We start from the raw sequence: 24229 nt of genomic DNA on the forward strand, positions 1-24229 counted from the left end.
TCCACAGTTTGAATGTAGATGACCCTTGTATAACCGTAGTTTCGGGCTGCTGTTAACCATAAACTATAGAAGTTCTGGACGAGCTTAACAATTCTTTTACCCAAGGGCCCTTGCTCTCCTTTGCCGTGTTAACGTTGAGCCAACAACCATGGAATCAAATGCGCTTTACAATGCGCCTTGTTGGCAAAGGACGACTGCCTAGTATGATCAAAGATCAATTCACCCCATCTGGATTGGATGAAGAAGTTGAGGAAATTGAAGTTACTGATGCAGATATCAGAAGGCTTGCTCTAGGCTTTATCCAAGAAGCATTTGAAGAAGGTATGTCTCACGGGCTTGATTCTGCAGCTCTTTCTCATGCCGCCCTTTTCACGGCAATGATGGATCTGGTCACTCAGTTTGGAGAGGAAGCCGTAACCAAATTTGCCGAAGAGCTCCCCATGCGGGTACAACGTGGTGACTATTCTATCGAGCGCTGCGTCCACTAGTGCGGCAAGTTATTAACGTGTGTTGCCCTATTAATTTTCAAGAGACTCAAATCCATTGAATGTTATTTTGAGTCTCTTACTTTACGCCTGCTTTATTGTGATTCTACGCAATGCTTGCTTAGCCTAGAGTTTCCAAGCCCGCTTCAAAGTAATCTGCTGGCCAAAAACCCAAGAGCGTTGCCGCAACCTTCACAAGTAAAAAGCCTCCAAAGCCTATCAAAATTATCGCTGCAATCCGGTTGATCCAGTCTAGAGTACTGTCATTTACCCGGTGGCGAATTAGCTTTGAAACAAGCATTGATATACTTGCCCACCACAGCAAAGCACCTATAATTACACCAGTTACTAATGTGAGTGCAGCTAGATAGTCTTTATGATCGGGCGCAAGGTGCCCAAGAGAGCCAAAGATAGCTACAAAGCCCAAAATAGCACCCGGGTTCGTTACAGTCATAGCAAAAGCGGCAAAAAAGCCTTTGATGATTGAAGTTCCCGAATTTTGGGCCTGCGATAAATGTAAATGCACGCGTAATGTATTAATCCCGTAGAACAGCAACAAAAGTCCGCCACATAATTGTATTGCTAAGCTATAGCTTTTGATAAACTCGGCAATTGCAGTTACTCCCAAAGCTGCAGCCAAAGCAAACAGCGCATCGGCCGTAACAGCCCCTAATCCAGCAAGAAAACCAGGAATGAAACCCCGATTAACAGCCCGACGAATTGCCATAACATTTACTGGCCCAACCGGTGCAGATGTAACCAGACCAATAATAAAACCAGTCATAATCAGTTCAAAATTCATTTCAACAAGGCCACTTGTGTCCAATTACTCTATTCGTAGGCTGCTTATAATATCTCGTGTTAGCACTTAGCAATCTCCTATAGATATTTTACAGAGAAAGTAAGTTGAGATACATCATATTCATTTGAATTTTATGGTGTTTTACCTAAATTAAGTTGCATTAATTTAACGATACACTGCAATTCGAATCTGAGCTGTGCATAGGCCCAACTATCCCCAGCCTTCGTGTGGCTATGCTCTTCTTTTAGTGTGGTCATTTGCTAGACTGGAATCAGTATTTACATCAATTTTTTGGAGCTGGTTTTATGAACGCACGCCTCTTGCTTATCGGTTTCATTTTTATTTTCAGCTCCTGCGTGGCTCATGCTGCCGTCACCAAGACCCAATCCATTCGTATCACGCCACCTAATGATGGTAGTACCCAAATAAATATTGGCGATAACAACGAGAGTAATACGGACTTTGAAGAGGGTATAGCGCCTACACCACAGGTGATCCCTGAAGTTTTATACGACTTAGACCAACTGCCGGCTCCTGTTGCCGCTTTACGCAATAAACTAATTGCCGTTGCGCGCTCGGGTGATATGGATGCATTGCGGCCGTTGTTTCAAGCCCAAAAAACACCGCCGCAGGTTGCATATGGTGACGTCTATGATCCGGTTGATTACCTAAAAGAAAGCTCCGGAGATGGCGAAGGGCGTGAACTGCTGGCCATCATGCTTGATACACTTGATAGTGGTTATGTTCGTGTATCCGAACCTGGTAAACCCGTAGTATTCGTTTGGCCTTATCATGCGCGCTTTCCTCTGACAAAGCTCAATAGCAAGCAGACAGTGGAAATGTACCGCATTATTACCGCGGCTGATTTTTACGAGATGCAGGATTATGGAATGTGGACCTTCTACCACATAGCAATCGCTGAAGATGGAACGCTAAGAGAGTTCATTGCAGGTGACTGATGCTTAAAGCTCATTCATAGGAGAGCAGGCGCGGCATTTTAAGCTGCGCCTTCCAAGCATAACCACGATAAAGGCTTTGAAAGGCCAGTTCCCCCTCTGTTTGCCCGCGTAAATATAACAGGTCATCTTGTAAGTCTGCTCTGGGTTCAACATGGAATTTATGTAACCAACGAAATAGTAGCGAACGGAATACTTTTGGTAACTCTTCTTGCTGACCAAAGTCCACCAGATGTAAAGCACCACCTGGTTTGACCAGTTTCGTCGCATTTTCAAGGGCGCGTTTCCAAGGGGGAATCATTGATAGTGAGTAAGAAAAAAAGACACGATCAAATGCATCCACGCCAAAGACATCAAAGCAGTTACAGTTAGTCGCATCTGCTTTGGCTAAATGTATTCTATGGGATAAGTTTGCACGTTGGATTTGCTCCTCAGCCTTTTCGAGCATTGCCTCGGATATGTCTAATCCATAAAAAATTGCATTGGGGTACTTTCTAGATGCAGCAATCAAATTCCGACCAGTGCCGCAGCCCAGTTCAAGCGCTGTACCACCATTTGGCACTTCCAGTTCGTTAATGAGTTGATCGCGGCCTAATAAATAGTACTTTCGCGTTATATCGTATATATGGCGTTGATGACGATAAATTGAATCCATTAGTCGGTCGGATGTCATAGGTTGCAACATTAACTGGTCTCGTATTTAAAAAATTGCTGCGCAAACGATTCTTAATAATCAGAGAAAAGATACCTATAAATTCATATATCACTGTCGCGTGTAAATATGAAATCCTCCATATATTGCAGAGCGATCTTCTGCATTTAACTTTTGACTTTCTTCTTCCTCATAATTCCAGCAGGCCAGTATATCTGGTGACAAGCGCCCTGGAAGAATGCTATGAACACCTGCTGTACGAAAGATAACCCGCCCTCCCTTATGGGCTGTTCGGCTCATTTCCGCCCATAAGTCGTTTAGCTGTTCATCCGTCATCCAGTCTTGAGCATCTAAAAGTACAAAGCCATGCATGCTTTGATCGGCTTCCTCAACCAGTTGCTCTTTAAAATTCTTATGTCGGATTTGCACACGGCCAACGCGAGATTTTATTTCTTCATAATGGCTTTGTGATAGGTACGGTGGCAGCGGACCAGAACTTCCTCTTGCCTCTTTTGGTGAGGCTGGCGCGTAGCCACGAGAGAATGCCTGCCAAGCAAAGTAGTTGTCGCTCATTGAGAAGCCACAGGCGAGTTTTTCCAGCCGTCCTTTTAGCACCACAGCCATATCCCCGCCTCCAGAGGCAGCTAGCTCTTCATATTGAGCCGGAGGAATGCCAAGACCGTAGAGCGACATTTTTTTACTTGTTGCCCAGCGGATCAGTCTTTTATCAAAAAGCGGGGCAATAGTCCGGTCAAAAATCGTTCTTTGCTCATCCAGAGTTTTTGCTTTGACGACTTCATTGAGGTTAACACCGTAAAACTTGGCAATCTTATGCGTTAAACCAATAAAGTAACCTAGTAAGCCGTGGTGATATAAGTCGCGGGAAAAAAGCGTTATACGTCGGCGCCCTGTCCAATCCCGGCTTTCCCAGTAGTGACGTGTTTCCTTATCGAGCTTATCTTTTAAATACAGGTGATAAGCTTCAACATTGGCTTTCTCGTGGGCTTCACCGAAGAAGCGATAGAAAGTGCTATAATCGGGTAAGTGTTTGATGGCTGCCAGCTTTAAATGATTCAGCGCGACATGCGCCCTATTTAAATCTACAGCTATAATTTGCTCCGGGTTTGCTGTTAGGTATGACAGCACATTACAGCCACCTGATGCTATTGTGATTATTCTTGAATCAGGTTTTAGTTGTAGGGCTTTCATATCAACTTGGGGGTCCTCCCATATTTGTGGGTAGACCATTCCTTTAAATGCAAACGTAAACGCTCGCTCCAATAGACCACTTGATGTTTTAATTGAGGAGCGGTGTACCGCTTGGCTCAAATTCTTTTTGGATTGCTTTAAAGGCGTCGACACAACCTGCTCCAGAATCTATACCCGGTTAAATATTGGAGCAGAGACCTAATTGACGCAGACGACATACGTATGACATTCAACGCGAACCTAATAAAAATAACGCTCAGATCAATTTTTAAGTTAGGCTGCTAAATATAATCTCTATAATTACATCATACTTAGATCAATTTTCTATTTAAGGTACCTGAGCTCGCGTTGTTATTATACATTGATATGTGTTTGACTATAAAACAATCTTGCTGTTTACGGGTACTTTATGTAGAAGCGCGACACACTGTATTCTAGTCGTTCCTAGCCTTCCTATCGGTTTCATTGGAGTTTATCATGTCCCACATGCATATTGCGAAATTGACTTCCCGTTCTGTGGTAAGCATTTGCGGTGATGATGCACTTGATTTTCTACAGGGGCTTGTTAGCTGCGATGTCATGCCCGCTCAAGAAGCGGGCTTGGCTTATGGTGCTCTGCTTAGCCCGCAAGGAAAAATCGACTTCGATTTTTTCATTCACGCATCAGATGAGAATACGGATCAAGCGCAAAAGTTATTCTTGGACTTACCATCGAGTACCCTTAGTTTGTTCTTGAAGAAAATGCGCCTTTACAAACTACGTGCCAACATCACCATTGAACATTGCCCTGACCTGTTTTGTTTTGCGGCTTGGAATGATGAGCAAACGAGCACGTATGATGAGCTTGGCTTTACCACTGACCCGCGTTTACCAGAAATGGGAGGAAGGCGCATTGGCCCATTGAATGCGGTTGCTACCAATGCAGAAGAACAAGATTACCATGCCCATCGTATTTCTCATTGTGTCGCCGAGGGCGGACAAGATTATAATTTTGGTACCTTTTTCCCTTCAGACGTTGGAATGGATTTACAAAACGGCGTTAGCTACACAAAAGGATGCTTTGTGGGTCAGGAAGTCGTTTCCCGTATGAAACACCGTGGCAGCAACCGACGTCGTTTGCTTGAAGTTGTTACGGCAACACCGCCACTCGCTCAAATGGGGAGCGAAATACTCGCTGGCGAAAAGGCTGTAGCGGTACTGGGTTCTTCCTATCAAACCCAAGGTATCGCTATTGCTCGGCTTGACCGTGTTACTGAGGCATTGCAAAAAAAGCATAGCTTGCATGTCAACCACGTTTCAGTTGCCTTGAGAGTGCCTCATTGGGCAAACTATGATTTGGAAAGTACACTTAGTGAAAAGTGATTGGACGCAGGGTCACTCATTGACGTTTAGTCACCTGTTAAAGAAAATTCAATTTATAGATTACAATCGAGAGCGTTATGGCAGCAGACAGAATAAACAGTCCTCCGCGTGTTTGGCAGCGTATGTTGTCTGGGCGGCGCTTAAACCTGTTAGACCCTTCACCGCTGGACATCGAAATCACCGATATTGCCCAGGGTTTGGCGCGTGTGGCACGCTGGAACGGCCAGACTCAAGGTACACATGCATTTTCTGTTGCCCAACATTGTGTTTTGGTTGAGCACATCGCCAAGCTACTTGTTCCTGAGCTGGAAGCGCGATGGTGTTTGGCTATTTTGTTGCACGATGCTCCTGAATACGTCATTGGTGACATGATTTCCCCCTTCAAGAATGTGATGGGCGGTAATTACAAGGTTGTTGAAACTGCGCTGCATCATGCCATTCATCGGGCTTTTGGCTTACCGCATTCACTCCCAAACAAAATCGACCGCTTAGCAAAACGTGCCGATATTATAAGCGCATATTTCGAGGCTACGTTACTGGCTGGATTTGATGAAAACGAAGCGAAGCAATTGTTTGGCGCTCCTAAAGAGCTGAGTGCAATACAGCAGGAAGAAATGAAGGGCTTGTTTATTTCGCAATCCACAGTAGATGCACAAAGAGCTTTTTTAAATAGATTTCATGCGCTCGCTGCCTGCAGCACATCTGACAAGATCACAAATGAAATTTAACTCGAAAACATCAAGAAAACCCTTAGCGCCCTTAGCATGCAAAGCCAATTAAGAGTATCAAATGAATAAAATATGGGTTTGCCCGCAGCGACACCTTGTAAATACGTTAGAGCTATCGCAAGCATCCGCCGTTATCAGTCTCAGCTCACCCAAAAGTGAGATTATAAGGCCCAAGCTTATATCTGGCGATAAGTTTTTGAGCATACAATTTCATGATATTTCGCAGGCGCGTGATGGCCTTGAGCTTGCCACGCGTGAGCAAATAGAAACACTCATTGACTTTGGCAGGGACCAACTTGCTGCTGGCTCTGTTGTTATTCATTGCTTTGCAGGCATTTCGCGTTCACCTGCAGCTGCATTTCTTTTAAAATGTTGCGTTTGCCCGTTTGAAACAGAAGAGTTTTGGGCTCTGCATATGAGATCTTTATGCAAGAAAGTTACCCCCAACAGACATGTGGTTGAACTGGCAGATCAAATATTGCAACGTGAAGGAAGAATGGTTAAAGCGATTGATGGCATTGGTCGCGGCGCTGACGCTTTTGAAGGCAACGTGTTTTGCCTGTAATGATTGGCTGTTATAGTTATAATCTCGGTAATGCAGGACTAACCCATGATAACCACATGTCAGGACACCATAGAAATAGAGATGGCACCTGAACAAACGCCCTCAATTGAAATTGCGTTGAATGCGGTTATCGTTTCCGTTGTTGATTCCACGCCTTATGTGCTGACACTTCCAGACTTAAAGGGGCGGCCAACTATGGATAGCCTGCCCTCCGGTCCTTTTAACCCTCTGCGGCATCGAACATTCGAGATTGGGCTGCGTGAGTTTGTGCACGCGCAAACCGCATTACCACTTGGTTATGTGGAGCAGCTTTATACGTTTGGTGACAGAGGGCGTTACACCAAAAAAGAAGCCGATGAGCCACATGTCATTTCTGTCGGGTATCTTGCTTTGACACGGCAAACACCGGAATCGCAACAGATGCTTGATCAGCTTGGTGCAAAATGGCGTCCTTGGTATAGCTTCTTTCCGTGGGAAGACTGGCGCGAGGGAAAACCGGAGATCCTCCAAAACCACATAGATCCGCTTTTAAACCAGCTTTGTCGTGATACAAAAACTTCAAATACCGGTGTTAGCGGTTTCAAGCTGAAAGACAGGTACCAACTGTCGTTTGGCGCCGGTGCACTGGATTGGGACGAAGAACGGGTTCTAGACCGTTATGAACTCATGTATGCGCTTGGCGTCGTTCCTGAATCATTGCGCGATGGCCGCACCAGCTTGTCATCACAAGACCATGTTCGTTTTGGCTGCGGCCTACAATTCGACCATAGGCGGATTTTAGCAACGGCACTTTCGCGGTTACGTGCAAAACTCAAATATCGACCGGTTATTTTTGAGTTAATGCCAGACGAGTTTACTCTCACTGACCTGCAAAGAACCGTCGAAGCTATTTCAGGCCATCACCTACACAAGCAAAATTTCCGCCGACTTGTTGAAGTTGGACAATTGGTTGAACCCACCGGAGGCACATCAACGGCCACTGGTGGCCGCCCAGCCGCCCTTTATCGCTTTCGTCGGGATATATTGAAAGAGCGCCCCGCTCCAGGATTACGCGTAAGTCGGAATTAAATTTCGGCCCCTTAAGGCGCACATTGAAATACGATAGCGCTTAGCTTCCGATTAAACTTGCATGGACTTCATTCCAAATCCGCAATGCAATTTCATCGGCAGGGGCATTTCTAGCAAGCATGGCCGACTGTCCAGCCCAAGCCTGAATCCCTTTTATATCGTTTTGCTTTGCAGCCGTACTACGCATTTTACCAGTCAACCCGCGTTGGACTGGATAGGGGCATGGAGTAAGGCCATCTGCCTCTAAAGCATGAACATAGTCTGTGCGGATGCTGCGCCCTAGCCTCCCTGAAAAACCCTTGGTCAATGTCGTATCTTCAGGTCTGGTGGACGCGATTTCGCGCGCCCAAGCCTCTGGGATTCCAGCTTCAGGACATCTCAAAAAACCAGTGCCGATTTGGACAGCCGAGGCACCAAGAGCCAACGCTGCAAAGGTCGTACGCGCATCGGCAATGCCCCCGGCAGCAACCACCGGACAAGATACAACATCAACAACTTGCGGCACTAGAGACAACAGCCCCACACAAACACTTTGTGCTTCTTCTTGTTTAAATGTTGCTCTGTGGCCTCCTGCCTCTGAACCTTGTACAATAATCAAGTCACAACCCGTTTTATTGGCCTGTATGGCCTCCTTTACTGTTGTTACGGTAGCTGAATACAAAATTCCTGCTGATTTGATCCGCGCGATTTGTTGTTGTGAAAACAGGCCCATACTGCTTGAAATTAAAGTTGGTGCTTGTGCCACCATCGCATCGAATTGATCATCAAAATTCGGCGGAGTTAGATTAGCATCCTCATTATCAACCTCTGGCCCCCAATTGGCAAGAAACTCTCTCATCTTTTGTTCTTGGGCGATGTTCCGCTGAGCAGCGGCATCTGGCACCCAGATATTGAGTTGAAGTGCCCCTTTAGATCGGCTTTTGAACGACTGACACCACTGGGTGATTGCCTCTGGCTGCATCAGTATGGTGCCACAAGATGCCATGCCCCCGCTATTGGCGATATTGGCCGACAGCTCTACGGAAGGTACGCCCGCCATCGGTGCCAACCAAATGGGGTGTGTGGTTCCAGTCAGATTACAAGCATTCTTAACCCGAGATCCAATTTGGTTTATAAGCATTTTTACCTCAAATATACTATAATGAAATTACTGGGCTATCTAGGGTTTCTGCGGCATTTACCGGTTATCAATGCATTATAATTACGAATGATAATCTGCGTAGACACTTGGTAGAAATAATAATTACATGCGCTCTAATAGATAGGTATAGTACCGTATTGTCAATTACTAGGGCAGCTGGAGTGTGTTCGCCCTTTGTCAAAAATAATAGTGACTTATGCAGTATTTTGCCAATCTCGCTCTTTCTCTAACCAATGGCTCTTTTAGCTATTCAAATGAAAATTATATCGGCACAATTATCAGTCTTTAATTTTTGATTGTTTATTGGCCTTTTTCTTCAAACCCTCTTGGCTAGCTGTTTCGATAGTGCTGATTCCGCTTGAATTCATTATAGTTTTAATAATTAAGAGTATTTTGCATACCCTTTGGGTATCGATCATTTTTGTTCATTGAAACTATGATTTATTTGCCTGTTTTGAGGATAAAAAAGCAACCTTCGGAACTATCTACGGTAAATAACGGTTAATTTGTCATAGAAGGCAATCTCAGTGTTTGCATTTGGCTTTTTGTCCTCTTAGCTTGATCACATAAATCGTATCTGCATTTGATGCATGGTGTTAAGCGAGTTAACCTATTATCAAGGTTAATAGATAATTATCGCCTGATACACGGCATTAAGGAATGTGACGGGTTTGTGGTCAATCTATGATTTCTTTGAGAAGTTATTGTTTTGATTGCATTTTATGTAATATTTACTGGGGTGTTGGCATTTTGTCGATTTTTAATAATCTGATTATTCGCAGAACATCTCGCCTTTCACATAGATTTGGCTATCTGTTCTTTTTTGGTACATCTATGATGTTTCTTGGCGTGAGCAGTGTTGCTCACCAAAGCCCCCAGGGGGATATTACGCCATCGGCCATTCAAAACCGTTTGCATAATATTTCGCGCAGTGGCTACACCGAAGAAGCTCCTAAGGAAGAACAAACCGTCGTAGCGTTTCGTACAGGTTTTACTTATAATGAACTTACGAAAACAGTTCCGAATTTCCAATATCACTTTACCAAAAGAAGCCCTCGTCAAAACGCGGATAAAGTTTCCGATTTAACTTCGAAAACAACAGTGCCTCTTAAAAAGGCAACAGATTACAAAAATCCTCAACCTTCTAGCGCTGAGCTATCTGTGGCAAATGCCTATGCCCCGCAAGTGCGCCCCAAAGCCAAGGCACCTTTTGAGGCATTATTTAGAGCACAATCGATTCCAGCTGATGCTCACCCGGTTGGCAAGCCTATTCTCACAGCGCAAGACTTGAAAGTTTATGCAAAAACCAACCCGCATTGGTGGTATCTAAAAAGATTGCCGGCATCGGTGAACGACGCCAAACAGCTACGTTGCCTTGCAGAGGCGATTTATTTTGAAGCGCGTAGTGAGCCGAGAAATGGCCAGATTGCAGTGGCACAGGTTGTACTTAATCGCGTGAAAAACCCTGCATATCCCAATAATATTTGTGATGTCGTTTACCAGAACAAGCATCAACTCAACGCATGCCAGTTCTCTTTTGCGTGTGATGGCTACCCTGAGATAATTTATAACCGGAAATCTTGGGCAAAAGCACAAAGACTTGCAAAACTTGCGGCCAACGGAGAAGTGTCTGCCCCATCTGTGGGAGCTGCAACCCACTATCATGCGGTATATGTTAATCCCAAATGGGCCAGCTCAATGAAGAAGCAAAAGCAAATTGGATTACATATTTTTTACAAGACCTATGGTGGCGGCTGGAGCTAGGGCTACTCAATATTTCGTGTCATAGCTCTATCTCGTGGAGCCGCTGGAAATGTTTGCCATGATTGTTTTAGTCGTTCTATCACCTTAGCGACTAGGCGCAAAACCAGATCGAAATGTTGTCGATCTGGTTTTCTTTTTATTTAAAGCAGTTTGCTATTTCAAAGAAGCTCTCTAACTGCTTTAGCCTATTATTTTGACGCGCATTCTTACCCGAAAACCGCTAGGCACTTTTCGGGAATATGCTCTAATTACTAGCCTTCAATGTCGACTATTAGTCGGCCACGTACCTTGCCTTCCAAAATGGCTTTGGCGTATTCAGGGACGTCCTCCAGTTTTATGGTGGTAGAGAGCGCTTCAAGCCTGTTCATATCCAAGTCAGTTAAAAGCCGATCATAAGCTTTTTGCCGCTTTTGCAAGGAAGCTTGCACTGAATCGACCCCCAGCAAGGCCACGCCACGCAAAATAAAGGGCATTACAGTTGTTTGTAAGTCTGCACCTTGCGCCAGACCGCATGCCGCGACAGCACCGCCATATTTCGTGGCTGCAAGCAAATTGGCTAGAGTATGCGAACCTGCAACATCTACAGCCCCCGCCCATTGCTCTTTTGCAAATGGACGCCCTTTTTCGCTTAAACTTGCCCGATCTCTTACTTCACTGGCACCTAATTGTTTTAAAAAGGTTTCCTCCTGCATTCGCCCTGTGAACGCAATCGTTTCGTATCCCAGCTTTGATAGGATTGAAAGAGCTACCGAGCCAACTCCGCCTGATGCGCCGGTTATGGCAATTGGGCCTTTATCCGGTGTAATACCATAATCCTCTAATGCCATAACACATAGCATTGCGGTGTAGCCTGCAGTGCCAATTGCCGCGGCATGGGCCGCGCTCAACCCTTCAGGCCGCTTAATCAGCCATTTTGACTTTAACCTTGCGTACTGAGCAAAGGCACCTGTATGCACTTCACCCACACCAAAGCCGTTCATGATCACTTGATCGCCGTTTTTAAAATCGGGAGATTGTGAACTCACCACTTCGCCAATCACATCGATACCCGGTACCATTGGCGTTTTGCGCAGAACCCCCGGATTCCCAGCCAAGCATAAACCATCTTTATAATTCACTGTTGAGTGGCTTAGTTTCACAACCACATCGCCCTCAGATAAATCATCAAGTGAAATTTCTTTGAATGTTGCCGTTGGTTTTTCATCGGCAAGCTTGTCGATCCATAGAGCTTTAAACTGATCCATTAGATGTCCTTAGTAATGTCTATCGTTCACCAGTCAGCACTTCATGCATTCGTTCAAAAGCTGTTTCGAGGTTCTCTGGCTGGCTGTCTGTTTTCCCGTTATTTAAGTCATAGCCTGCCCAAAACAGATAAAATTCGCAATGGGCATTCTACGCAAAACAAGTCTCAAGCCACTTATATTGGACCGATCGCTACCATTTGTCCCCCTGCTCGATAGTTCTAGTGCCCGTTTACAAAGGTCGTCATGTGTCGTGATAATGCTATTTTGAATAGGTTGTGATTTTGTAAAACTCATAGGGTCATCAAAGCCCCCCCGATAAGTCGGGTAATCTTTTATCTCAAACAATACAACATGTTAGACATTAAGTTGACAGTAAGCGTAATTGTTTACTTGGCAAAGCAGGTGTTTTGGGCCTATATATGCTTTAAATGAGCATAAGTTAGCGACGCGATTGTCGCGTTTTTTTATAGCTCACATATACTCGTATTGAGCATAAGTATCACCTCCCCCTGATCATGGTGATTTTATGCCGGTCCAATTTAAGGAAACGTCATGAGCGCCACAACCGAACAGGTTCAGCAGGATAACCCGCTCACCCCCAAGACTGGCCAAAGTGCTCTGGAGCGTCATGGCCGTCTGGAGTATCCGCCTCTTGAATATACTGCTGAGGTAGCGGAAGCGACTAAAGGGGCCTACGAACACCTAAAAGATTTCATTCCTGAAATGGAATGGGTGTTGCTGGCACCATATGTTTACGCAATCAATAAACTCAAGAAAGAGCGTAACGCAGTCATACTAGCGCACAATTATATGACACCGGATATCTATCATGGTGTTGCTGATATTGTCGGCGACAGTTTGCAGCTTGCAAAAGAAGCCGCTCAAGCGGATGCGGATATCATTATCCAGTGCGGTGTGCATTTTATGGCCGAAACTTCCAAGATTCTTTCTCCCGAGAAAACCGTCTTGATTCCGGACATGGACGCGGGCTGCTCATTGGCCGAGTCTATTACTGGGGCAGATGTACGCCGGCTTCGCGAGGAAAACCCTGGAGTTCCAATTGTCACTTATGTTAATACTTCAGCTGATGTGAAAGCCGAATGTGATATTTGTTGCACCTCTTCCAATGCTGTACAAGTGGTCGAAGCAATGGGGAGTGACCGTGTTCTTTTGGTCCCCGACCAATATCTTGCGGGCAATGTGAATAATCAGACAGATGTGGAAGTGCTCACATATGCTGGCTCATGCGAGGTTCATGAACAGTTCACCCCTGAAGAGTTGCGCGAGTATCGTGAAATCGAACCCGAAGCGAAGATCATTGCCCACCCAGAGTGTCCACCCAATGTGGTTGCGGAGGCAGACTTTGCCGGCTCCACTGCCCATATGATTGACTGGGTTAAAAAGCACCGCCCTAAAAAAGCAATGCTGATTACCGAATGTTCCATGGCCTCAAATATTGCTTCGGAAACACCTGACGTTGAATATGTAAAGCCGTGTAACCTTTGCCCGCATATGAAGCGTATTACGCTTGCCAAGATACTTGATTGTCTTGTTGACATGCGTGGTGAGGTGGTTGTTGACCCTGCGATTGCCGCTCGGGCTCGTCAATCGGTTGAACGAATGATCAACCTTAAAAACTAATTGGTCTCCACAAAAGGCCCGCCTGTGGTAAAACTCCTCTGGTTTACCAGTGAGTGAAGCGCTATAAGCGGGCTTCCGTTTCCATGTTCCTTGAATAGCGTTCCATTAAAAATGTCTAAGTTTGCCAATCACCTTGCACCTACCGTGATACAAAGCGGTGTCGATGACGTTGTGATACTGGGAGGTGGGCTTGCTGGGCTGTTTTGTGCACTCAAACTTGCGCCTCGGCCAGTAACTATTGTGACAAACGCCCCAATTGGTGGCGGCGCTTCTTCTGCATGGGCGCAGGGCGGCATTGCAGCAGCAGTCGCCGATGGTGATAGCCACGAGCAGCATACGGCGGATACGCTGGTTGCTGGCGATGGCATTTGCGAAGAAGCCATTGTTGCAGGGATGACCGCCGAAGCACGCGAGCGAATCCACGATTTGCTATCCTACGGTGTTCCTTTTGATCGTGACCTTGCCGGTAAGCTTGCGCTTTCCCGCGAAGCGGCCCACAGCACGAACCGCGTTGTACGCGTACGTGGCGATATGGCTGGTGCCGCAATAATGGAAGCCTTGTTAAGTGCTGCCAAGGCAACTTCGAGCATTCGTATCATCGAGGGTTATATCGGCTGCCAGTTGCTGCGTGATGGCCGCTATGTAACCGGTATTACTGCTCGGCGGCGTGGCGGTACACAAATGATTACCATCCCGGCAAAAGCCGTTGTTTTGGCTTCTGGCGGTGTTGGTCATTTATATCGCACAACGACCAATCCAATCGAAGCCAATGGGCATGGCTTGGCTATGGCAGCTCGGGCTGGTGCCTTGGTTGCCGATGCTGAGTTCGTTCAATTTCACCCAACTGCACTTGATGTCAATAAAGACCCTGCACCTTTAGCTAGTGAAGCGCTACGCGGTGAAGGTGCACTCCTGGTGGATAATAACGGCAAGCGCTTTATGCCTGCAATCCATCCAGATGCGGAGCTGGCTCCACGCAATGTGGTTGCGCGGGCAATTCACCAGAATATTATTGAAGGGCGTGGTGCTTTCTTGGACTGCCGTGAGGCTTTAGGCAGCCGCTTTGCTGACGAGTTTCCAACGGTTAATGCCGCAGCTCTTGAAGCTGGCTTTGACCCAGCAACAGCACCGCTTCCAATCGCACCTGCTGCACATTATCACATGGGCGGCGTACTCAGTGATGCTAACGGACGCACATCAGTTGATGGCCTTTGGGTTGCGGGAGAGGTAGCCTCTACCGGTGCACATGGCGCCAACCGTTTGGCTTCCAATTCCTTGTTGGAAGCCGTTGTGTTTGCAGCACGAATTGCAGATGACATACAGGGGCTTATGCCAACACCTCGTGTTCACCACTGGGCCGAAATCGACGATGAGGGCGATGCAGATTCGCAACGCAATGTGGCCGAGCGTTCTGTAGTTGATCTCTTGCGCAACACCATGGCTCGATATGTTGGTGTTGAACGCGATGCAGCAGGCTTGAAGCGGGCTTTGGCCCTATTACAGCACAGCGAGCAGTTCTGCCGCCGTGATTCCATTTTTAATATGATACAAACCGCCAAGCTGATTAGTGGTTCGGCGTTGCTGCGCACAGAAAGCCGCGGCGGACACTACCGCGCTGACTACCCTGAAAAAGACCCGAAACAGGCCAAGAGGTCTTATTGCACGCTTTCGGATATCAATGGGTTAGCGCAAGAAGCACTTGCTAGCCCAGAGGGGCAGGCCGCGGTTAAGGAGGCCGATTTTTCATGAGCCAACACATTAAAAACTTGCCTGTTTTACCTGCCATCATGGTCATCGAGGCCGTAAAATCTGCCCTTTTGGAAGACTTGGGCCGCGCTGGCGACATCACCTCAATGGCGACAATTCCTCAAGATGCGAGGGCCAAAGCGCAGCTTGTTTCACGACAACATGGTGTGTTGGCGGGGCAAGCGCTTGGTGAAACGGCTTTTCTTCTTAGCGATGGTGGGCTCGAGGTCAGCTGGCATAAACGGGACGGTGATGTTTTGTCCCCTGGTGATGCAGTTGCTACAATAGAAGGTCCGGCACGTGGTTTGCTTTCTGGTGAGCGCGTTGCCCTTAACTTCCTCGGGCATTTGTCGGGTATCGCCAGTGCAACACACTCTTTTGCCCGCAAAATTGCCCACACCAAGTGTAAAGTTGTTTGCACTCGTAAAACCACACCGGGCCTACGCGCCTTTGAGAAGTATGCCGTGCGTTGCGGTGGTGGCTCTAGTCACCGGTTTGGTTTGGACGATGCTATTCTTATCAAGGATAACCATATTGCTGTTGCTGGCGGCGTCGCGATTGCTATTGAGCGTGCCCGCGACTTTGCCGGTCACTTAGTCAAAATCGAGGTGGAAGTCGATACGTTAGAGCAGCTTAAAGAAGCACTTATCGCGAAACCAGATGTCATCATGTTGGACAATATGGGACCTGAGCAACTTAAAGAAGCCGTAGTGATTAACGAAGGTCAGGCATTATTGGAAGCTTCTGGCGGCATTAATCTAGACACTGTTACTGCAATCGCCGAAAGCGGTGTGGATGTGGTTTCCACCGGCTGGATTACGCATTCGGCTCCGGTTCTTGATTTAGGGCTTGATATCAACATTGATGCGAATAGTTAAAAGACTGGATAAGCTGATTTGATAAAGGCCGTGGCAATTGCCACGGCCTTTTTATCTTCACTACATGTTCGGGTAGTTCGGCCCCCCCTGCCCTTCTGGCACTGTCCATGTGATATTGCTGTTTGGATCTTTAATATCACAGGTCTTACAGTGTACGCAGTTTTGAGCGTTAATCTGGAAGCGGTTTTCGCCGTTTTCTTCCACCCACTCATAAACACCAGCGGGGCAATAACGCGCTGATGGGCCCGCAAACTTATCCAACTCAGATAGTTTTTGAAGCGCTTCATCACGCAGTTTCAAATGGATCGGCTGGTCTTCTTCGTGGTTGGTGTTCGAGAGGAATACCGAGGACAAACGATCAAAGGATATTTTGCCATCCGGTTTGGGATAATTAATCGGCTTGACATCTGCTGCTGGTTTCAAACTCGCGGCATCCGTTTTTCTATGATGCAATGTACCGAACAAGGACACGCCAACCAGCTCTTGTAACCACATATCAAAGCCGCCCATCATCATACCAAGGTAATTACCAAAGCGAGAGAGAAGCGGTTTAACATTGCGCACCAGTTTCAAATCTTTACCAATGGCTCCAGCACGCAAATCGTGGTCGTAGCTATCGAGCTGTTCGCCTGCTTTCTCGGCAACAAGTGCCTCCATGACCTTTTCAGCAGCTAGCTTGCCCGAGTATATGGCGTTATGTGAGCCTTTAATGCGGGGTAGATTCACCAGCCCAGCCGAGCAGCCCATGAGCAAGCCACCGGGGAAAGCCAGTTTCGGGATAGACTGGAAGCCACCTTCTGCTATGGCTCTTGCGCCGTAAGCTATACGCTTGCCGCCCTTAAACAGGTTTTCTATAGCAGGGTGATGCTTGAAACGCTGGAACTCTTCAAATGGTGACAAATACGGGTTTTCGTAGTTCAGGTGGACCACAAACCCAACTGCAACCTGATTATTATCAAGATGATAGAGGAAGGAGCCACCACCGGTTTTACTATCTAACGGCCAGCCCAATGTGTGCTGTACCAAACCTTGCTGGTGCTTTTCCGGCTCCACTTCCCATAGTTCTTTAATGCCAATTCCGAACTTGGGTGTATCGCTATCACGGTCCAAATTGAACTGCTCAATGAGTTGCTTGGCGAGCGATCCGCGTACGCCTTCACCAATCAAGGTGTATTTGCCCACAAGCTCCATGCCGCGCATGTACGTGTCTTTTTGGCTGCCATCTTTAGCAACGCCCATGTCACCTGTGGCGACACCACGTACTTTGCCGTCTTCATCGTACAGGACTTCAGCTGCTGCAAACCCGGGGTAGATTTCGACACCCATAGCTTCGGCTTTTTCGGCCAGCCAGCGGCAAACATTTCCAAGAGATATAATATAGTTGCCATGATTGTTCATCAGGCGAGGCATGGTGAAGTTCGGAATGGAAATGGCTTTTTTCTCGCTCAATAGCAAGAATGTATCCTTATTAACTTTCACATTGAGCGGGACTGTATCGTCCTTGCGCCAATCAGGCAGCAGCTCGTCCAGCGCACATGTATCCATTACAGCACCGGAGAGTATATGGGCTCCAACTTCCGACCCCTTTTCCAGTACTACTACAGAAATGTCTTTTTCCTGCTCTGTTGCCAGTTGTTTAAGCCGTATGGCTGCTGCCAAACCTGCCGGACCTGCCCCAACAATAACAACGTCAAATTCCATAGATTCGCGTGGTGGCAACGTGCCCACATCAGCCATTCGTCTCTCCCTCACCTTTCAGCGCTACCAAAGTTTTGGCAGGCTCCGTCACTGCTTGGTTATTGTCAATTTCAACTGTTTTGTTCTTTGTGTAGAGGAGTGCTTTGCGCAGCGCAATGCGTTTTAAGGCGCAAGTGGCATTGCACAAGGCGCTGCAAAACCTCGCTATTCGTTATAGTCACGCAATTATATGTGACTGTTTAAACAGTTATGAAGGCTTATGTTTGCTTTCTTGATAAAGAACGTAGTATTTTGCTCTCATGTCGTACGAAAATGTCGCAGCAGACGTCCCCTTATCCGCTATGGAAGCGTATCTTGAGTTCTTGGTGAGCTCGGGTGTGGACTGCTGTATTGATGAAACACCGCATGACTGGTTCAGCGAGCCTGCGACAAATAAAACAACGGCAGTCGTGAGCACGCCGGCTCCTACGCCAACGCCGAAAGTTGTCCGCCGTGCTTTTAAAGCTGAAGAGGCAGGACATATTAGTGCTGATGCGAAGGCAACAGCAAAGGCAATTTTGCAGCGACAAAAACAAACGGTACAACAAACGCAAGGAAGCCAAAGCCCGCAAATAGCGGTTTTACCCGACGCAAATGCGGTAACATCTGCTCGTGATACTGCGTTTAAGGCTCACTCGCTTGAAGAACTTAGGCAAAGCATGCTTGAGTTTGAAGGCTGTAATCTTCGCCTCACCGCCTCGAACTTGGTTTTTGGGGATGGTCCTGCACATGCACCGATCATGTTTGTTGGAGAAGCCCCTGGAAAAGAAGAGGACTTAAGCGGTGTGCCATTTGTTGGGCGTTCAGGGCAATTGTTGAATCTAATCCTTAAACGCGCTGGCATAGCGCGTGAACAGGTTTACATTGCCAATGTCGTTCCATGGAGGCCACCGGGCAATCGCACCCCAACGCCACAAGAAACCGAAATTTGCCGCCCATTTATTCAACGGCAGATAGAGTTGGTTGACCCCAAAGTACTCATTTTTCTTGGGGCAGCCTCGGCTTCAGCATTGACTGGATCGCGCGATGGCATTCGCAAATTACGTGGTAAATGGCTGACTTACAAAGCAGGTGCGTTTGAGCGTGATGCTATGGCGATGTACCACCCCGCCTATTTGTTGCGCAGCCCGGCTGAAAAAAAGCTGGTGTGGCGGGACATTTTGAATGTCAAAAACAAATTAGGTTAGTTGCCACTTCGCTACTTGATTATCTCAATTACTGTCCAATATCAAAGTCATCGATTTTGCAGTGCTATCCACCCGATGCTATCGCCTTGCAACAATCGTTTACAAGAGCCAGCCACACAGGAGATTCCCTTGATTAAGAAAATTGCCCGTAAAGTTTTGCCAAAAAAATGGATGGGAGAAGAAACAATTATCCCCGTTGTACGGTTAAAAGGTGTCATCGGGGAAGGTTCTAAAATTAACCCTGGTCTCAATCTGGAAGCGGTCAATGAGCAACTGGAATCAGCATTTGAAAACAAAAGTGCACCAGCAATTGGTATTTTGGTGAACTCTCCTGGTGGCTCGCCTGTGCAATCTCGGCAGATTTATCTTCGCATACGCCAACTTGCCGCACTGCACAATAAACAAGTCCTGGTGTTTGTTGAAGATGTGGCGGCCTCTGGTGGGTATATGATCGCACTCGCCGGGGATGAGATATTCGTTGACCCGGCCTCTATTATCGGTTCCATCGGTGTTGTTTCATCTGGTTTTGGCTTTACAAGCTTGATTGAAAAAATCGGCGTGGAACGTCGGGTTTATACAGCTGGTAAAAAGAAAGTAACCCTTGATCCCTTCGCGCCCGAAGTCGCTGAAGATGTCGAACACTTAAAAACCTTGCAACGTGAAATCCACGACCTGTTTATCACAATGGTCAAAGAGCGGCGCGGCGATGTACTGGCACAAGATGATGATATTTTTTCCGGGCTATTCTGGACCGGTGAGAAAGCCCAACAGCTTGGTCTTGTCGATGGCATTGAGGATGTTTATGGCCTTTTACAAAAGCGATACGGCGATAAAGTGAAGGTAAAGTACGAGGAAGCCAGCAAGGGCTTTATTAGTAAACTTATTGGGGCGCACTCTGAAAAGCTGGATTTGCGAAGCGGTGTTCAGGCAATGCCCGATGCGGCAATACAATCACTTGAAGAACGCACTATCCGCGCTCGCTATGAAATATAAGAGATTGTCTATTTGAAATTATCAAAAGCGTTCCTAGATATCACTAGGTGCTGTTTAGTTATACAGCACAGCCCTTTGGGTGCTTGTTAGGATAAGGAACGCTTTCATGACCGAGACATTTGCAACAATAGCAGCAATCGCTGGTGGTTATGCGGTTTTTAAATATGTGCAACGTGAGGTGCGCTCTTGGAATTTGGGTCTGCGTCCAGTGAAAGCTAAAGCCTATTACCGTTCCTTTGATAATCCTTACCCACAATTGGTGCTGGACCCGCGTAGCGGCAAATACATTGTGCGCAAGTAAAGTAACGGAATACCGCGACCAAAAACCCAAGCCTTTTCACGGAAAAAGCTTGCTTAATGCCACTTAACACGTTTGTGTCCTTGACCTTGTGGCCCACGCATGGCACCTGTCGGCTAAGAGTTATTTGAGAGGTGGCAAAGTACGCAACTTGGCTGCCAGTGTATTCAGGAAGCTGCCCATGACACTTGATGCTGTTTCGGCCAATAACCGCGCCACGACCCCAGCCTATATGGACCCAACTAAGTCGTTTCAAGGCTTATTGCTCACACTGCAACACTTTTGGGCAGACAAGGGCTGTGCCATTTTGCAGCCCTATGACATGGAAGTGGGTGCCGGTACTTTTCATCCGGCGACAACCTTACGTGCACTTGGTCCGCGCCCATGGAAAGCTGCTTATGTACAGTCGTGCCGGCGTCCAACTGATGGGCGCTACGGCGAAAACCCTAACCGCCTTCAACATTATTACCAGTTTCAGGTTATTTTAAAGCCCTCTCCTGAGAATCTTCAGGAACTTTACCTTGAAAGCCTGCGGGCCATTGGCATCGACACCGCCTTGCATGATGTGCGGTTTGTTGAAGATGACTGGGAAAGCCCAACCCTCGGAGCTTGGGGACTTGGCTGGGAATGCTGGTGTGATGGTATGGAAGTCTCACAGTTCACCTATTTCCAGCAGGTTGCCGGTTTTGAGTGTAAACCGGTTTCCGGCGAGTTGACATATGGCTTGGAACGCTTGGCAATGTATGTGCAAGGCGTTGATAATGTTTACGACTTGAACTTCAATGGGCGTGAGGGTGAAGACAAAATCACATATGGTGATGTGTTCTTGCAAGCCGAACAGGAGTTCTCGCGTCATAACTTTGAATATGCAGATACAGAAATGCTGTTCCGTCACTTCAAAGATCATGAAGACGAGTGTAAGCGTTTGCTGGCTTTTAGCGAGAAAGCTAAGGATGAAGCTGGTGATGGCCTACATAAAGTGGTGCTGCCTGCCTATGATCAAGTTAACAAGGCTTCGCACGTTTTCAACCTTTTGGATGCACGCGGGGTGATTTCGGTTACCGAGCGGCAAAGCTATATTTTACGCGTGCGCGAATTGGCCAAAGCTTGCGGTACTGCATTCCTTGAGACCCAATGGGGCGGGAAAGAACCAGTCAGTAAGTAAAAACTGGCCATTATATCTTTCCAAAGCGCCGGCATATGCTGGCGCTTTGTTTATTTGTCTCTGTTAATAGTTCTAATCGCAAGCTGTATAGTAATTCTATACTCGATTAGGTACTTAATAATGACTAGTTATATTCTTCCCTTATATTTTATTAGGTCATTAGCACCAGATTCTTTGTTGGCACCAGTATGCTAGTTTGGTCGGAATTGATTTGCCTATAGCTGATTTGTTTTTCTCCTCGCAGATTAATAGCTATTTCAAAACCTGTAGGCTTTATTTTCGCTGCCATTCGATACTGGAGGTCTTTTAGGTATGGAAAAAGCGCCCCTCAAACAAGAGGCCGTTTTACCAAGGGTTAATTCACCACACAACGCTAAGATAAGTGATGACGGTCTATCGGAGCTGGCCGTTGAGAAGCTAAGTGACAGCGATAAAGTACTTTTAAGGTCTGGCAGCATGCCTTTTTGGCAAGGCATTAAAGAGCTTATGACGAATGGGCATAATCAAAAGCCATGGCCTGCAAGCCTTATTCATAATCTAGGAATTGAGGGGTTACATTTTTGCGAGGGCAATCGTGGTGTTGTTTTAAAGGGAGCGACAACCTTCCCTGTTGGTATGGCGCGCGGTGCAACATTTGATCGGGAATTAGAAAAGCGCATTGGCGAGATCATCGGTTACGAGCTACGCGCAGTGGGTGCGAACGTTTTTGCCGGTGTGTGCGCGAGTATATTGCGCTTTCCACAATGGGGGCGCGCACAGGAGTGTTATGGGGAAGACCCTTACCATGTGGGAGAGATGGCCGCAGCACTTACAGAAGGCGTGCAGCAATATGCAATCGCCACAGCAAAAAACTTTGTGGCGTGCGAATTCGAGACGAGCAAGTTCAAGTGCGATATTAGCATCAGTGACAGGGCCTTACATGAAATATACTTACGCCCCTATAAAAGGGTGATTGAAGCCGGTCTGGGTGCTATTATAACTGGTTACAGCTCGCTCAATGGTGAATGGCTTTGCCAAAATAGCGAGATGATACACGGTATCTTGAAAAAGAAACTTCGCTATGAAGGCCTTGTTATCAGCCCCTTTTTGTTTGGCATACGTGACAGCCTAAAAGCCGCCAATGCAGGGCTTGATTTGGAAATGCCATTTTGCATGCACTACGCCCAAAATTTAGCAACCCACCTTAGGGATGGCAAGCTCGACAAGCGGTTACATGACGACAGTTGCCGGCGCATTGTACGCCAACAGTTACGCCTTAAAACAAACGAGCAATTTGACCGACGTAAATTGGCCTGTAAACAACACCGGACTATTGCGTTAGAAGCGGCTGAAAAATCTATTGTTTTACTTAAAAATGATCACAACATACTGCCCCTGGAAGGGGTTGAGACACTGGCCGTTATAGGCGAATTTGCAGGAACTCCAAACCTTGGCGATAATGGCTCTGCCAAAACACAGCCACGCCATGTTGTAACGCCTCTTGAGGGATTGAAAAATGCATTTCATTTACAAATCGAACTTTGGCAAGATAAAGGGCGTGATTTACAACGGGCAACACAACTGTCACGTAAAGCAGATGCTGTATTACTGGTAGTTGGTAACGGGGCTGAGGATGAGGGAGAACATATACCTACCGATTTGGCCGAGAATTTTTGGCACTTGCTTCCTGAACCACAAAGCCGTGAAGAAAAGTACACAAGGGATGCTTTTCTGCGCACTTTTACCGCAAAAAACAAGGCTCAGCATGCCTGCGGAGATCGAAGGGATCTCTCGCTAAAACCAAGCGATTTACGATTGATTGACCAGGTTTGTGCCGTGAATGAGCGTGTTATTGTTGCCATCATGGGGGGCGGCCCCTTTACTATGACAGAGTGGATCCGCAAACCTGCAGCGGTTTTAATACTATGGTATCCTGGTATGGAAGGGGGGACAGCTTTAGCACGCCTTTTGAAGGGTGCTATCTCGCCAACTGGGAAGCTACCCTTTGCGATTGCGCAGCAACAACAACACTTACCTTGTTTACCCAATAACTTCCGCCAGTTGAGCTATGATATGTGGCATGGATACCGACGCCTTGATAAAGATGGTAACACTCCACTCTTCCCCTTTGGCTATGGGCTTTCTTACAGCAATTTTCGTTACAGCAACCTAGAGATATCCTACCCACCAAGCCAACTTGTCTCTGGAGTAGTAGTTTCTTTCAATCTGGAGAATATTGGCAGTTACGATACCGAGGAAGTTGCTCAGCTGTACACTTCTGCATTAAATTCCAAACTCAGCAGAGCACAACGGGAGCTCAAAGGGTTCAGACGCGTTTTTTTGAAAGCCGGGGAAACAAAACATATTGAAATGTTACTTTTATACAAAGACTTAGCAATTTACGATAGTCATAGTGATGATATGGTCGTGGAGCGTTTGGTTTATGATATCATCGTTGGAGGCTCTAGCCGTGATCCTAATGGACTGCGGGCTCAGCTTAATTTAAACGGTAGCAAGCACAAGCAAACGAGTGAAGCCGCACTTACATAGAACTTCTCGCCGCGGACACAAATATTTTTCAGCAGTACGTACTGGAATATTCGCAATGTAGTGCTTTGATTGATGAGCT

General features: G+C 46.8%; 21 protein-coding genes. 15 read left to right on the forward strand and 6 right to left on the reverse strand.

Translation table 11 applies throughout. The features are described from left to right. Positions 1-203 precede the first annotated feature (203 nt). Complete coding sequence (locus AYK67_RS00515) at positions 204-488, forward strand: hypothetical protein (RefSeq protein WP_068081266.1); 285 nt, start codon at positions 204-206, stop codon at positions 486-488. 118 nt (positions 489-606) lie between these two features. Here the strand turns inward: AYK67_RS00515 and AYK67_RS00520 are convergent, their stop codons facing one another. Further along, positions 607-1287 (reverse strand): LysE family translocator, encoded by a 681-nt coding sequence (locus AYK67_RS00520; RefSeq protein ID WP_082735572.1) that lies wholly within the window; start codon positions 1285-1287, stop codon positions 607-609. A gap of 305 nt (positions 1288-1592) precedes the next feature. On the opposite strand from AYK67_RS00520, the gene AYK67_RS00525 reads away from it, so the two are divergent. Next, complete coding sequence (locus AYK67_RS00525) at positions 1593-2246, forward strand: hypothetical protein (RefSeq protein WP_068080776.1); 654 nt, start codon at positions 1593-1595, stop codon at positions 2244-2246. A gap of 10 nt (positions 2247-2256) precedes the next feature. On the opposite strand, the gene AYK67_RS00530 is transcribed toward AYK67_RS00525, so the two are convergent. Together AYK67_RS00530 and AYK67_RS00535 are read right to left on the reverse strand one after the other, a co-directional pair. Further along, on the reverse strand, positions 2257-2928 hold the full coding sequence (locus tag AYK67_RS00530) for a class I SAM-dependent methyltransferase (RefSeq protein WP_068080779.1): 672 nt from the start codon (positions 2926-2928) through the stop codon (positions 2257-2259). Positions 2929-3006: 78 nt separating this feature from the next. Continuing rightward, entirely contained in the window at positions 3007-4257 is a 1251-nt protein-coding gene (locus AYK67_RS00535) for a BtaA family protein (RefSeq protein WP_068080781.1), read from the reverse strand. 324 nt (positions 4258-4581) lie between these two features. Between AYK67_RS00535 and ygfZ the strand changes: the two genes are divergently transcribed. From ygfZ to AYK67_RS00555, 4 genes are all read left to right on the forward strand, one after another. Then, positions 4582-5466: a CAF17-like 4Fe-4S cluster assembly/insertion protein YgfZ gene (gene ygfZ / locus AYK67_RS00540; RefSeq protein WP_068080783.1), complete on the forward strand. Its 885-nt coding sequence runs from the start codon at positions 4582-4584 to the stop codon at positions 5464-5466. Between the two features lie 77 nt (positions 5467-5543). After that, positions 5544-6194: a YfbR-like 5'-deoxynucleotidase gene (locus AYK67_RS00545; protein ID WP_068080786.1), complete on the forward strand. Its 651-nt coding sequence runs from the start codon at positions 5544-5546 to the stop codon at positions 6192-6194. 61 nt (positions 6195-6255) lie between these two features. Further along, positions 6256-6759, forward strand: coding sequence for a tyrosine phosphatase family protein (locus AYK67_RS00550; RefSeq protein ID WP_068080789.1), 504 nt, complete (start codon positions 6256-6258; stop codon positions 6757-6759). Positions 6760-6804: 45 nt separating this feature from the next. Beyond that, a complete protein-coding gene (locus AYK67_RS00555; RefSeq protein WP_244266854.1) occupies positions 6805-7827 on the forward strand; it encodes an NUDIX hydrolase in 1023 nt (340 codons plus the stop codon). Between the two features lie 40 nt (positions 7828-7867). On the opposite strand, the gene AYK67_RS00560 is transcribed toward AYK67_RS00555, so the two are convergent. Further along, positions 7868-8947 carry an NAD(P)H-dependent flavin oxidoreductase gene (locus AYK67_RS00560; RefSeq protein WP_068080793.1) on the reverse strand — a complete coding sequence of 360 codons (1080 nt, stop codon included), beginning with the start codon at positions 8945-8947 and terminating at the stop codon, positions 7868-7870. A 771-nt stretch (positions 8948-9718) separates the two neighbouring features. On the opposite strand from AYK67_RS00560, the gene AYK67_RS17740 reads away from it, so the two are divergent. Beyond that, positions 9719-10732, forward strand: a complete 1014-nt coding sequence (locus AYK67_RS17740) for a cell wall hydrolase (protein WP_420800588.1) — start codon at positions 9719-9721, stop codon at positions 10730-10732. A 251-nt stretch (positions 10733-10983) separates the two neighbouring features. On the opposite strand, the gene acuI is transcribed toward AYK67_RS17740, so the two are convergent. After that, the gene (gene acuI / locus AYK67_RS00570) at positions 10984-11976 is read right to left on the reverse strand and encodes an acrylyl-CoA reductase (NADPH) (RefSeq protein ID WP_068080799.1); all 993 of its coding nucleotides are present in this window, start codon (positions 11974-11976) and stop codon (positions 10984-10986) included. 552 nt (positions 11977-12528) lie between these two features. Here acuI and nadA point away from each other — a divergent pair. From nadA to nadC, 3 genes are all read left to right on the forward strand, one after another. Next, a complete protein-coding gene (gene nadA / locus AYK67_RS00575; RefSeq protein ID WP_068080802.1) occupies positions 12529-13617 on the forward strand; it encodes a quinolinate synthase NadA in 1089 nt (362 codons plus the stop codon). A 111-nt stretch (positions 13618-13728) separates the two neighbouring features. Next, complete coding sequence (locus AYK67_RS00580; RefSeq protein WP_068080806.1) at positions 13729-15366, forward strand: L-aspartate oxidase; 1638 nt, start codon at positions 13729-13731, stop codon at positions 15364-15366. After that, positions 15363-16241 carry a carboxylating nicotinate-nucleotide diphosphorylase gene (gene nadC, locus AYK67_RS00585; protein WP_068080811.1) on the forward strand — a complete coding sequence of 293 codons (879 nt, stop codon included), beginning with the start codon at positions 15363-15365 and terminating at the stop codon, positions 16239-16241. The genes AYK67_RS00580 and nadC overlap by 4 nt, the downstream gene beginning before the upstream one ends. Before the next feature lie 60 nt (positions 16242-16301). Here the strand turns inward: nadC and AYK67_RS00590 are convergent, their stop codons facing one another. Next, positions 16302-17978: an electron transfer flavoprotein-ubiquinone oxidoreductase gene (locus tag AYK67_RS00590; RefSeq protein ID WP_068080814.1), complete on the reverse strand. Its 1677-nt coding sequence runs from the start codon at positions 17976-17978 to the stop codon at positions 16302-16304. Between the two features lie 260 nt (positions 17979-18238). Between AYK67_RS00590 and AYK67_RS00595 the strand changes: the two genes are divergently transcribed. The 5 genes from AYK67_RS00595 to AYK67_RS00615 all read left to right on the forward strand — a co-directional run bounded on the left by AYK67_RS00595 (position 18239) and on the right by AYK67_RS00615 (position 24150). Then, positions 18239-19165: a uracil-DNA glycosylase gene (locus AYK67_RS00595; protein WP_068080817.1), complete on the forward strand. Its 927-nt coding sequence runs from the start codon at positions 18239-18241 to the stop codon at positions 19163-19165. Between the two features lie 129 nt (positions 19166-19294). Next, entirely contained in the window at positions 19295-20158 is an 864-nt protein-coding gene (locus tag AYK67_RS00600; protein WP_068081269.1) for a S49 family peptidase, read from the forward strand. 106 nt (positions 20159-20264) lie between these two features. Continuing rightward, positions 20265-20459, forward strand: a complete 195-nt coding sequence (locus tag AYK67_RS00605; RefSeq protein WP_068080820.1) for a hypothetical protein — start codon at positions 20265-20267, stop codon at positions 20457-20459. Between the two features lie 229 nt (positions 20460-20688). Continuing rightward, positions 20689-21621 (forward strand): glycine--tRNA ligase subunit alpha, encoded by a 933-nt coding sequence (locus AYK67_RS00610; RefSeq protein WP_068081275.1) that lies wholly within the window; start codon positions 20689-20691, stop codon positions 21619-21621. A gap of 312 nt (positions 21622-21933) precedes the next feature. Then, the gene (locus AYK67_RS00615; RefSeq protein ID WP_068080823.1) at positions 21934-24150 is read left to right on the forward strand and encodes a beta-glucosidase; all 2217 of its coding nucleotides are present in this window, start codon (positions 21934-21936) and stop codon (positions 24148-24150) included. Positions 24151-24229: the final 79 nt, after the last annotated feature.

Source organism: Polycladidibacter stylochi, assembly GCF_001562055.1.
Classification (GTDB): Bacteria; Pseudomonadota; Alphaproteobacteria; order Rhizobiales; family Stappiaceae; genus Pseudovibrio; species Pseudovibrio stylochi.

Coding starts and splice junctions, on each gene's coding strand:
- AYK67_RS00520 (WP_082735572.1), bottom strand. CDS start 1,287: ATGAATTTTGAACTGATTATGACTGGTTTTATTATTGGTCTGGTTACA.
- AYK67_RS00590 (WP_068080814.1), bottom strand. CDS start 17,978: ATGGCTGATGTGGGCACGTTGCCACCACGCGAATCTATGGAATTTGAC.
- AYK67_RS00525 (WP_068080776.1), top strand. CDS start 1,593: ATGAACGCACGCCTCTTGCTTATCGGTTTCATTTTTATTTTCAGCTCC.
- AYK67_RS00560 (WP_068080793.1), bottom strand. CDS start 8,947: ATGCTTATAAACCAAATTGGATCTCGGGTTAAGAATGCTTGTAATCTG.
- AYK67_RS00595 (WP_068080817.1), top strand. CDS start 18,239: ATGTCGTACGAAAATGTCGCAGCAGACGTCCCCTTATCCGCTATGGAA.
- AYK67_RS00580 (WP_068080806.1), top strand. CDS start 13,729: ATGTCTAAGTTTGCCAATCACCTTGCACCTACCGTGATACAAAGCGGT.
- AYK67_RS00550 (WP_068080789.1), top strand. CDS start 6,256: ATGAATAAAATATGGGTTTGCCCGCAGCGACACCTTGTAAATACGTTA.
- AYK67_RS00610 (WP_068081275.1), top strand. CDS start 20,689: ATGGACCCAACTAAGTCGTTTCAAGGCTTATTGCTCACACTGCAACAC.
- nadC (WP_068080811.1), top strand. CDS start 15,363: ATGAGCCAACACATTAAAAACTTGCCTGTTTTACCTGCCATCATGGTC.
- acuI (WP_068080799.1), bottom strand. CDS start 11,976: ATGGATCAGTTTAAAGCTCTATGGATCGACAAGCTTGCCGATGAAAAA.
- nadA (WP_068080802.1), top strand. CDS start 12,529: ATGAGCGCCACAACCGAACAGGTTCAGCAGGATAACCCGCTCACCCCC.
- AYK67_RS00605 (WP_068080820.1), top strand. CDS start 20,265: ATGACCGAGACATTTGCAACAATAGCAGCAATCGCTGGTGGTTATGCG.
- AYK67_RS00545 (WP_068080786.1), top strand. CDS start 5,544: ATGGCAGCAGACAGAATAAACAGTCCTCCGCGTGTTTGGCAGCGTATG.
- AYK67_RS00555 (WP_244266854.1), top strand. CDS start 6,805: ATGATAACCACATGTCAGGACACCATAGAAATAGAGATGGCACCTGAA.
- AYK67_RS00515 (WP_068081266.1), top strand. CDS start 204: ATGATCAAAGATCAATTCACCCCATCTGGATTGGATGAAGAAGTTGAG.
- ygfZ (WP_068080783.1), top strand. CDS start 4,582: ATGTCCCACATGCATATTGCGAAATTGACTTCCCGTTCTGTGGTAAGC.
- AYK67_RS00530 (WP_068080779.1), bottom strand. CDS start 2,928: ATGTTGCAACCTATGACATCCGACCGACTAATGGATTCAATTTATCGT.
- AYK67_RS00615 (WP_068080823.1), top strand. CDS start 21,934: ATGGAAAAAGCGCCCCTCAAACAAGAGGCCGTTTTACCAAGGGTTAAT.